This window comes from Prosthecobacter sp. (assembly GCF_044373815.1).
Taxonomy (GTDB): domain Bacteria; phylum Verrucomicrobiota; class Verrucomicrobiia; order Verrucomicrobiales; family Verrucomicrobiaceae; genus Prosthecobacter.
This window is the reverse complement of the sequence record NZ_JBIPNG010000211.1, coordinates 1-10728: the sequence shown is the minus strand read 5'-3', so window position 1 is coordinate 10728 and position 10728 is coordinate 1. Positions and strand designations below refer to the sequence as shown.

The window sequence follows — 10728 nt, the reverse complement described above, 5'->3', positions numbered from 1 at the left end:
GCTTTCACCATGCCCGCCTGGCAGGCCCTGATCCCGGAAGTCGTGGGCCGTGAGCAACTGTCTCCCGCCATTGCACTCAATGGCGTGGGCTTCAACATCGCCCGTTCACTCGGCCCTATCCTTGGCGGCCTGCTGCTCGCGGCTCTGGGACCAGCTCCCGTGTTTGCGCTCAATGCCCTGTCATTTCTCGCAGTGATCGGTGTGATGTGCACCGGCAGCTACATCGCCACTCCACGCAGCGCCCAGCAGGAGCAGATGCTCGGCGCCATGGCCGCCGCCATCCGCTACGTGCGCCATGCCCGCTCCATGCAGGCGGTGCTTTGCCGTGGCGGCATCCACATGTTTGCCGCCGTGGCTCCCGTGGTGCTGCTGCCCATCATCGTTCATTCACGCCAGTGGGCCGCCGCAGATTTCGGCATCCTCATGGGCTGCTACGGCGGGGGTGCCATCCTCATGGCCCTGGTGTGCCTGCCCAAACTACGCGAACGCTTCACCTTCGATCACGTGCTGTTCGGTGCCAGCGTGGTCTCAGCAGCCATGACGGCCATCCTCGCGCTGGTGCCTGGAAAGATCGCCATGGGTCTCGTCCTCATGGTCACAGGTGCGGCATGGATCAGCGGCATGAATACCTTCAGCGTCGCTTCTCAAAGCGTGTTTCCCAATTGGGTGCGCGCCCGCAGCTCCGCCATTTATCTGGTCGTCATGCAGGGCGCCTTTGCCATCGGTGCCCTGACCTGGGGGCAGCTCACCAGCCAGTTCAATGCGCCCATCACGCTCGGCATTGCCGCAGGCTGCCTTCTCATCAGCGCTCTGCTCGCACGCCTGCTGCCCATCAGTCATGTGGAAAAACTGGACCTCTCTCCTTCCGGCCACATGCTGCCTCACAGTGCGATGACCACCGAACCCGCCCCCAGCGACGGCCCCGTGCTCATCACCATCGAGTATCACATCAATCCCAAAGAAGCCCCCGAATTTCGCGCCGCCATGCTGCACCTGCGCGAAGTCCGCCTGCGCGACGGCGCATTCCGCTGCTCCCTCTTCGCTGACTTGGAAGATCCCACACACTACCGTGAAACCTTTCTCGTCGGCTCCTGGGCCGAGCACCTTCGGCAGCACGAGCGCGCCACCATGGAGGATCAGCGCACCGAGCTCGCCGTGCAGAGCTTTCATCGTAGTGCCGAACCACCCCGCGTGCGGCACCTGCTCATGGTCAATCTGCGCGATGTGAAACCCTGACCCTGCGGCAGGATTGCCGAGGACGGGCCAGCTACTGCGGCCAACATCAACACCGTCCGGCGCATGCAAAAAATAAACGCAAATTCATCTTGTCCGGGAATTGGGGTTCATATCGGCGGTTTTTGATTGAGCAACCAACTCCTCCCCGACCATGACACCGCGCCTTGTTTCACTCCTTCTGCTCGCCGCCGCCACGGTGCATGCAGATCCTCAGCTCACGTCGTGGTACACCACCGACTCGGGGCAGTATGCTCGTCTTTACCAGGACACCAGCGCCGAAAGCGCCGGCACAAAGTCCACCACCTGGAGCAGGGGTTCCGGCACGCAAAGCAGCCCCACCTACGCGGGGGTGAGCGAAATCCTCTATTCCACCTCCTGGGTGTACATCCGTACCACCGGCCTGGCCAGCCACATGATGGGGCCGTGGTATTTGGATTCGTCGAAGACGCAGAACTTTCCCAACTTCCCCTCCAACACGGCCACGATCTACCGCATCCCGCGCACGCCGGTGATTCCCGGCACCAAGACGAGCACCGGTTTCGGCGCCACGGGCCGCGCGGTCAATGGCGTGTCCATTTTCGACAGCCGGGACGCCTTTTCCTATGTGAATGCGAGCGCGACAGACGCCACACCGATCAACGGGCTCACCGGAGACGGCATCTGGAACCGCGACGGCTGGGCCAACGAAGGAGTGACGTTTGACCCGGCGCTCGCACATCAGGCGGGCAACAACTACCACTACCACGCGCAACCCATCGGCCTGCGCTATCAGCTTGGCGATCATGTCGACTACAACGCCGCCACCAACCGCTATGTAGAAAGCGCCGCGACAGTCACGAAGCACTCGCCCATTCTCGCCTGGGCGGCGGACGGACTGCCCATCTACGGGCCCTATGGCTACTCTGATCCGACCAATGCCGCCAGCGGTGTGCGCCGCATGATCTCCGGCTTCACGCTGCGGGACGGCACCAATGGCACGACCGCCATCACCGTCCGGCAGCTTCTGCCGCTCTGGGCGCAACGCATCCAAAACAAGACCACGCTGACGAGCGCACAATATGGGCCAGTCGTGAACACCACCTACGCGCGGGGGCACTACATTGAAGATTTCGACTACCGTGGTGACCTGGGCCAGACGCAGACGACCGGATCGACGGTACGCGACTTTGACCTGAACGAGCAGAACGTGCGCTACTGCGTGACACCGGAATATCCCTCCGGCACCTGGGCATACTTCACGCCGATCAATGCCGACAGCACGCCCCAGTATCCCTACACGACGGGCCGCCAGTATTACGGCAGCCCCACCGGCGGCGGAGTCACCAGCATCACGGAGACGGTCACGACTAGCTGGAGCGGCGGTCCGAACAAAACCGATGTGCTGAATGCGCCAGCCGTGGGCGGCAGCGATGTCACGATCACCTGGAGCGGCATCGAGGGCGGCAGCTACACAGTGCAATCCAGCCCCGACCTCAGCGCCTGGTCGAACGTGGCCGCCGGCACGCTGAGCGGTGATGATCATGGGCAGACCGTGGACACGGGTGGTGCCGGAAACAGCAGCCGCTTTTACCGGATCACCCGCGCTGCGGCGCTCGCTAGCTTTGACAGCACGGGATTTGACTACACCACGAGCACGACGGGCAATGGCACTGCTAATGCCCCCGGCGGCACAGTGACACGGGGCACCACGGTCACCGTCACCATCACGCTGCCCACCACACCGCCTCAGCCGCCAGCCAACCTCATTCCAACGAGCGTGACGCTGGCGGGAAGCATCAGCGGCACCAGCATCTCACGCCCGGCGCAGGGCACGGTGATCGCCACCTTTGTGATCCCAGCCAACGCTTCCACGGGTGCACAGAACATCGTGGTCACCTTCAGCCCCAATCCGACCTACACGATGACAGGCGCGCTGACGATCAACTAAGCTGCGCTCCTGAAGGCAGGCGGTTCTCACAATCCGACGGTGCAAAAACTGATTTCATGCCGCAGCATTCCGCGCTCATCTCCGCCATGCAGTTCCGCACCCAGCTTTGCGCCCTGTTTGCTCTCGCGCATGTCGCGATGGCCAGCACGCTGCATCTCACCCTCATGCCGATGGCGGAGAAAGCGCCTCTGCTGCTCGATTCCCTGCGTTACAGCACGCAGGCGGGTGAAACCTTCTCAGTCTCGCGCTGCAGTTTTCTGCTCGGCGGCTTTGCCTTGCAAAGAGCGGATGGTACGTGGTGGGAGGCACCAGGTCATATCGCCTGGATCGATGCAGAAAAACGCCGGTTCGACACCGCGCTGGAAAACATCCCTGCGGGCAAATACCAGGCGCTGCGCCTCCACCTGGGCCTGGATGCGAAAACCAATACCGCCTCTCCCTCACAGTACGCGCCCGATCATCCGCTCAATCCCAACTTGAACGGTCTGCACTGGAGCTGGCAGGGCGGTTACATCTTTCTCGCGCTCGAAGGCAGCTTCCGTGTCGCCGGGCAGGCACTGGGCGGCTATTCCTATCACCTCGCGCGCGATCCAAACCGCACCGCACTCACCTTTACCGGCGATTTCAATCTCACCGCCGATGCCAGCGCCGCGTTCACCTTCGATCTCCACACGTTGGTAGGCGGCCCGCAGCCTCTCTCCTTCGTCAAAGACGGCCTCTCCACGCATTCGCACGCAGGAGATCCCGTCGTGGCCGCGCTCAAAGGCAATCTCCCTGCGGCATTCACACTTCAACAAATAACGAGCAGCATCCCCGCCATAGCGCGGCCCTCGCCGATCAAGCCTCTCTATCTTCCGCAAAAGCCCGTTGCCTATCGCTTCACCATGAGCCGCTACTTTCCCATCCCGCCGCTGCCACGGGACAATCCGTTGCTGAAAGAACGCGTCGCGCTAGGCGAGCGCTTGTTCAAAGACACCGCCTTCTCACGCGATGGCACGCTCTCCTGCGCCAGCTGCCACACACGCGCCAGTGCTTTCACCGATCCGCGTCGTTTCAGCATCGGTGTCGAAGACCGCATCGGCACCCGCAATGCCATGCCGCTCTTCAATCTCGCCTGGAAGACCAGCTTCTTCTGGGATGGCCGCGCACCCTCGCTGCGCGCCCAGGCCCTCATGCCCGTTCAGGATCATCTCGAAATGGATGAGAAGCTCGAAAACGTCGTCACCAAGTTGGAAAAGACCTTCAAGGAGCAGTTCGCCAGCGCTTTCGACAGCGCCGAGATCACGCCCGAACGCATCGGCCTCGCCATCGAGAACTACCTCCTTACCCTCACTTCCTATGACTCCAAATTCGACCGTAGCATGCAGGGAAAGGAGCAGCTCTCCGCAGAGGAGCAGCGTGGCTTCGAACTCTTCATGACCGAATACGAGCCACGCATGGGTCAGCGTGGTGCCGACTGCTTCCACTGCCATGGCGGCCCGCTCTTCACCGACCACCAGTTTCACAACAACGGCCTCAGCCCCGTCGAATCAGACACGGGCCGTCACCGCGTCACGCAGAATGACCGGGATCTCTACAAGTTTTCCACACCCAGCCTGCGCAACATCGCCCTCACCGCCCCTTACATGCATGACGGCCGCTTCCAGACGCTCGAAGAAGTCATCGCCCACTACGATCACAATCTCCGCCGCACCGACACGCTGGATCCCAACCTCGCCAAACATCCGCCGACCGGCATCCGCTTCAGCGCGTCCGACAAAGCCGCTCTCGTCGCCTTCTTGAAGACGCTGACAGACGAGAAATATGCGAAGTAGTCCTTCTAGCGGGCAACTGTCCACGGCATCCAGTACGCCTGCACCATCACCAGCACACCCATGAGAATGGCCAGCGCAATGCTGTGCCAGAACACACTTCGCAGTACCGTGCCCGCATCCGGACTGTCCGGCTGGCCACCCGTCGCCACAGATGCCACGACGATGCTCTGCGCATCAATCATCTTGCCCATCACTCCGCCCGAGCTGTTCGATGCGACCATCAGCGACGGCGACAGATGCAACTGCTGCGCGGTCACCTGCTGAAGATTGCCAAAGAGCACATTGGATGATGTGTCGCTGCCAGTGAGCGCCACCCCCAGCCAGCCGATCAGCGGCGAGAAAAATGGAAACAACACGCCCGTTCCTGCCAGCATGAGCCCCATCGTCGTGTCGGTGCCCGAGTAGCGTGTGGTATAACCCAGCGCGAGCATAAGCGAGATGGTCAGCATCGAAGTCCGCACGCGCCACAGACAGCGCAAATAAATCCTCACCAGTGACGCGAGACTTCCGCCAAGGAGCATTCCAGCGGTGATCCCCGCCAGCAGCAGCGCAGTGCCCGTCGCGGAAAGGTAGTTGAACGTGAACGTCGCTTTTTCCGGCTCGGGCTTCTTCACGACCGGCGGCATTTTCTGCACCGCGAGATGCAGCGGTGCCAGAGGAATGATCGGCGCCTGCCAGGTGCTGTGCGCCTTCGTGCCAGGCGCATAGCCGTTGAGCATCGTCTTGGCAAACGGCGTGGTCCAGAACCCCACAAACAAGGACAGCATGATCCATGGAATCCAGGCACGGAACGGACGTTCGATTTTCTCCTTCGTCCCCTTCCTCTCCTCAGCACTGCGCGGTTTCCAGAAACGCAGCAGAAGCACCATCGAAGCCAGCGAGACCAGTCCCGCGGCGATGTCCACCAGCCACGGCCCATGGAAGTTTGAAACCAAAAACTGCACCAGTCCAAAGCTGCCACCGCACACCAGACACGCAGGCCAGACCTCCACCATGCCCCGCCAGCCCACCTGCGCCACCACCAGCCAGAACGGCACAATGAACGAGAAAATCGTGAGGTGCAGCCCCACGATGGAGCTCAGCACATGCACATCCTGCCCAGTGACATCCGCCAGTGTCGTGAGCGGAATCCCCAGCGACCCAAACGCCACCGGCGCTGTGTTCCCGATGAGCGCGAGCTTGGCCGCTTCGAGGGGTTTGAATCCCAGTCCGATCAGCATCGCTCCCGTGATGGCCACCGGCGCGCCGAACCCCGCGCAGCCTTCAATAAAGGCACCAAAGGCAAAAGCGATCAGCAGCGCCTGAATGCGGCGGTCCCCCGCCAGCCCGGCAATCTGCTTCTTCAATGACTCAAACTGCCCCGTCTCGACGGAGATCTGATAAATAAAAATCGCGTTCACCACGATCCACCCGATGGGGAACAAACCAAACACCGCTCCAAGACCGCCCGCCGTGAGTGCAAGCTGGGCCGGCATGTGAAACACCGTGACCGCAATCACCAGCGCCACCACCAATCCCGCGAACGCTGCAATGTGCGCCCGCACATGCCAGAACGCCAGCAGCCCCAGCAGCACAACCACAGGCACCGCCGCGATGCACGAAGAGAGAACAAGATTGCCGAGTGGATCGTAGTTTTGGGACCAGGTCATGGAGTTAAGGGATGTGCATCACGCGGCATCTGCACCGTATGTTTCACTTCCATGCACAATTCACCCGCCAGCGCGTGCCGTCACTCCTGAAAGTGCCACGGCGGAGCTTTGCCGCTCAGTCCACAAAGCTGAATTCATTCAGGTTCAAAATCACCCTGCAGGTGTTTTCCAAACCTTCGCGCTGCGCGTACTCGATCAGTGGCCTGATTTCATCCGCCGTTGGACTGCGTGAAAGCGCCAGCACAAACGCACGCCTTGTCTGTGCCTCCAGCCCCTGCATTTCCTTCGTCACACGCTCCGCAAAATGCTTTGCCATAGCAACGACGAGCCCATTGTTCATCATGGCCAGCGCTTGCAGCGGGCTGAGGGATTCATTGCGCTTCTCCACGCGCATCGACGGATCGGCACAATCAAGCGTGGTCATGAAGGGCTGCTGCTGCGAACGCACAATGAAGCGGTAGATGCTGCGCCGCCAAGACTTCGGATCTTCAGGGTCATGCAGCTGATACTCGTAATGCGGACTATGCTGCGGCTTCTCGATGACGAAGTCCTGAAAGCTTGGCCCTCCCATGGTCAGGTCCAGCTTGCCACTCACGGCGAGGATGGAATCACGAATCGACTCTGCATCCAGCTTGCGGCGGGATTGGTGGGAAAGGAAAACGTTGTTCGTATCCGCCGGCTCCGCCTTGTCGGACGACTGCCGGTAAGTGTCACTCATCACGATGAGTTTGTGCAGGCGCTTCAAGCTGCCGCCAAGATCATCACGAAACGTAACTGCCAGCCAGTCGAGCAACTCAGGATGACTCGGCCTGCCACCCATGCGCCCAAAGTCATTCGCAGTATCGACCAGCCCACGGCCAAAATGATACTGCCACACACGGTTCACGATGCTGCGCCACGTGAGCACGTTGTTCTTGTCGGTGATCCAGCGCGCCAAGGCCGCTCGGCGGGCGGATTCACCCTCACCAGCAAGATGATACTCATCATGAAAAGCTTCGCTGAGCGCCACGATGCTCTGCGGCCCCACTTCCTTCGCCGGCTGTTTGATGTCGCCACGTTTGAGCACCTGAATCACCCGAGGCTTCCCACCTTCGTTGCCCGTTCCTTTGAAGGCTCCCGTGCCCGTATGAATGGCACCCGCATACACCTTGCCCGGCTTCGGCAGCTTGCCGATATCCGCTTCAATGACCCCGCGCTGCTTGCGCATATCGTTGAGCTGCTTGCGTGTCGCGGCATCCGCTTGGGCGAGCATGAGTGCATCACGTTCTTTGATGAGCCGCTGCTTGTCCTCCTGCGTGCGTGCCTCCGGCGCGATGCCGTCCGTGAGATTTTCTTTCTGCCAGCGCGGCGCAGCCTCGATGCTGTCGAGCGCCGTCACAGGCCGGCCTGCGGCGAGGTTCGACCCGTTCTTATCTGCAAAGACCTCCATCTCGGACAGCGCCAAGATATAATCGTTCTTGCGTTCTGCCAGCTTCACCGCTGTGACGCGCACGTATCTGCCCTTGGCACCGTCATCTCCCGCCGTGCCCGTTTCAAAGGGGGTGAGACCGGGATTCTTGAAGTCGTTCATGAACGTCGCGTCGTGCTTGCGCCATATAAGCGTCACTCCAGCTTTGAACGCAGGATCATCACTCGCCTCGACCTTGAAACGCACCGGGAAACCAAAGCCGCCACCGATCCCGCCAAAGTCATCGTAACAGGGCTTCAACACAATGCGCTGAATCTCCACGCTCTTGCCAAGATCCACCTGCACCCACTTCACCGTGTTTTGATCCATCGCGATGGCGCTGTGATACCCAAAATCCGGTTTCACATTCGGGTTCGTGCTGGACGCCTTGTCTGCAGCTCCGTCAATGCGCTTGCTGAGTGCCGTGTAGGCTTCACCCGCCTTCTGTTTTAGCGGCTCCTCCAGCGCCTTGATGCTGGCAGCAATTTTCTTGTGCTGCTGCTCCAAATCCACAAACCGCTGCATCGAAGCGTCATCCGGGTAAAAATTCACATCCGTGCGGTCGATAGCAGCAAACACCGCCTGCAGTGAATAATAGTCCTCCTGCGAGATGGGGTCGAACTTGTGGTAGTGGCATTGCGCGCAGCCGACGGTGAGCGAACAAAAAGCACCCATCGTGTTTTGCACCATGTCATCACGATCCAGATGCCGCGCGATTTTGCCATCCAGCTTCGACTCAGGCACCTCCGCATGCCCGATGTAATCCCACGGCCCCGCAGAGATGAACCCGAGTGCCGGGATGCCATCCGTGGTGCCGGGATACAGCACATCCCCCGCGATCTGCTCCTCGATGAACCGCGCATAAGGCTTGTCACTGTTCAGCGCACGAATGACGTAGTCACGGTACGGCCAGGCATTCATGCGCGGCTTGTCCTTGTCGTAGCCATGCGTTTCCCCGTAGTGCACAAGGTCCAGCCAATGCCGCGCCCAGCGCTCGCCATAGCGCGGCGAGGCCAGCAGATCATCCACCAGCTTTTCATACGGCAGCGCCGCATAGCGTTCCACCTCCGCTGGAGAAGGAGGCAAACCTGTGAGATCGAAGTACATCCGACGAATCAACGTGCGTACCTCGGCCTGTGTCGCGGGCTTGAGACCATGCTCCGTGAGCTTCGCACGAATAAAGCCATCAATGGTTCCATCCTTCTTCGCCAGCGGCTTAAAACTCCACCAGTCTAGACGATCCTCCACCTTGGCCACATCCACACCCTCCGGCCACACGGCCCCTTCATCGATCCAGCGCTTGATCACGTCCACCTCCGCACTGCTGAGCTTTGTCTTCGGCGGCATCGCGATTTTTTCATCGACACCGCTCACGAAACGAAATAGCGGGCTCTCGGCACTTTTGCCCGGAACAATGTTCGGCGCACGGTCCTCTCCCCCGGCCCTGATGTCGAGCCGGTAGTCGTTCTTCTGTTTTTTCGCCCCATGGCACTCATAGCAGTGCTGTTTGAAAATCGGCTGCACTTCGCGCACAAAATCGACCGCGAAGGCAGGCACGGCGGCGAAGATGATGAGAGCAAGGAGGCGCATGGATCATTCATACGACGCTCAAGCGGACTTTTCATGCCACGCGAGCGCGGGACATCATACGAGCCCTTCCTTCAGCGCCTTGGCCACAGCTCCCGTGCGCGTATTTACCGCCAGTTTCTCGTAGATGCGTCGAAGGTAAGTATCGACCGTGTGGACACTGAGCGTAAGCCTGTCGGCGATCTCCTTTTTGATGAGACCGGTGGTCATGAGCTGTAAGATCTCCTTCTCCCGTTCGCTCAGGCCATAGTCGTTCTGCTTCGGGGCGAACTTGGAAAACATGTCGAGCACGCGTCGGGCGATGCGCGGATTCATCGGCGATCCACCGGCCAAGGCATCCCGCACCGCCTGAGTGATGTCGGCACCGCTGCTGGTCTTGAGCAGATAACCGGCGGCTCCGGCGCAGATGGCCTGGAAGACTTTGTCATCGTCCTCAAAGACCGTGAGAATGACGACGAGCGACTTGGGTGCGCGCTCTTTGATCAAACGAATGCCATCAAGACCGCTCATGCCGGGCAGTCCGACATCGAGAAGGATCAAATCCGGCACTTCTGGTTTCGCGAGCGCGGTGAGGAGCTTTTCGCAGGAATCGAAATCGCGCGGGCATTGCAGGTCAGCCTCTGCATTCAAAACGCGCACCAACGTGCGCCTAAATGCAGCGTGGTCTTCAACGATCCAGAGCGTGTTCATGATAAATCGGCCTCCAAGGTGATGCAGGTGCCGCTGCCGGGCCTGCTGGTGATCTGCAAAGTGCCGCCGAGCACCGTGGCGCGGTGCTGGAGATTGGCGAGGCCATTGCCGGCGGTGATGGCGGCGACATCAAAGCCGCAGCCGTTGTCTTCGATGCGGAGATGGAAGTGTTTTGGCTTCCATTGCACTTCAATGCGCACCTTGGTGGCTTGCGCATGACGGGCGATGTTGTGCGAGGCTTCGCGGAAGAGCAGGAAGACCTGACGATGGAATTCGAGCGAGGCGGTCGCGGAATTGCATTCTGTTGCCTCAAGATGCCAATCGATGTCCCTCAGCAAGGCAGCGGCACTTTGGCGCATGGCTTCGACGAGGCTGGTC

The 10728-nt window shown here is 60.4% G+C and carries 7 protein-coding genes; 3 read left to right on the top strand and 4 right to left on the bottom strand.

Translation table 11 applies throughout. The features are described from left to right. The 3 genes from ACIREA_RS17220 to ACIREA_RS17210 all read left to right on the top strand — a co-directional run. Positions 1 to 1236 (top strand): MFS transporter (locus ACIREA_RS17220; protein ID WP_397383551.1); only part of this gene is annotated, 1236 nt, incomplete at its 5' end. 151 nt (positions 1237 to 1387) lie between these two features. Then, positions 1388 to 3163, top strand: coding sequence for a YHYH protein (locus ACIREA_RS17215; protein WP_397383550.1), 1776 nt, complete (start codon positions 1388 to 1390; stop codon positions 3161 to 3163). Positions 3164 to 3219: 56 nt separating this feature from the next. Then, the gene (locus ACIREA_RS17210; RefSeq protein ID WP_397383549.1) at positions 3220 to 4977 is read left to right on the top strand and encodes an MbnP family protein; all 1758 of its coding nucleotides are present in this window, start codon (positions 3220 to 3222) and stop codon (positions 4975 to 4977) included. Between the two features lie 5 nt (positions 4978 to 4982). Here the strand turns inward: ACIREA_RS17210 and ACIREA_RS17205 are convergent, their stop codons facing one another. The 4 genes from ACIREA_RS17205 to ACIREA_RS17190 all read right to left on the bottom strand — a co-directional run. Further along, entirely contained in the window at positions 4983 to 6626 is a 1644-nt protein-coding gene (locus ACIREA_RS17205; RefSeq protein WP_397383548.1) for an L-lactate permease, read from the bottom strand. Positions 6627 to 6741: 115 nt separating this feature from the next. Next, positions 6742 to 9663 (bottom strand): DUF1553 domain-containing protein, encoded by a 2922-nt coding sequence (locus ACIREA_RS17200; protein WP_397383547.1) that lies wholly within the window; start codon positions 9661 to 9663, stop codon positions 6742 to 6744. Between the two features lie 54 nt (positions 9664 to 9717). Continuing rightward, positions 9718 to 10350, bottom strand: a complete 633-nt coding sequence (locus ACIREA_RS17195; protein WP_397383546.1) for a response regulator — start codon at positions 10348 to 10350, stop codon at positions 9718 to 9720. Continuing rightward, positions 10347 to 10728: sensor histidine kinase (locus tag ACIREA_RS17190; protein ID WP_397383545.1), on the bottom strand; the 382-nt coding region annotated here is incomplete at its 5' end. The genes ACIREA_RS17190 and ACIREA_RS17195, both read right to left, overlap by 4 nt.

Coding starts and splice junctions, on each gene's coding strand:
- ACIREA_RS17215 (WP_397383550.1), top strand. CDS start 1,388: ATGACACCGCGCCTTGTTTCACTCCTTCTGCTCGCCGCCGCCACGGTG.
- ACIREA_RS17210 (WP_397383549.1), top strand. CDS start 3,220: ATGCCGCAGCATTCCGCGCTCATCTCCGCCATGCAGTTCCGCACCCAG.
- ACIREA_RS17205 (WP_397383548.1), bottom strand. CDS start 6,626: ATGACCTGGTCCCAAAACTACGATCCACTCGGCAATCTTGTTCTCTCT.
- ACIREA_RS17200 (WP_397383547.1), bottom strand. CDS start 9,663: ATGCGCCTCCTTGCTCTCATCATCTTCGCCGCCGTGCCTGCCTTCGCG.
- ACIREA_RS17195 (WP_397383546.1), bottom strand. CDS start 10,350: ATGAACACGCTCTGGATCGTTGAAGACCACGCTGCATTTAGGCGCACG.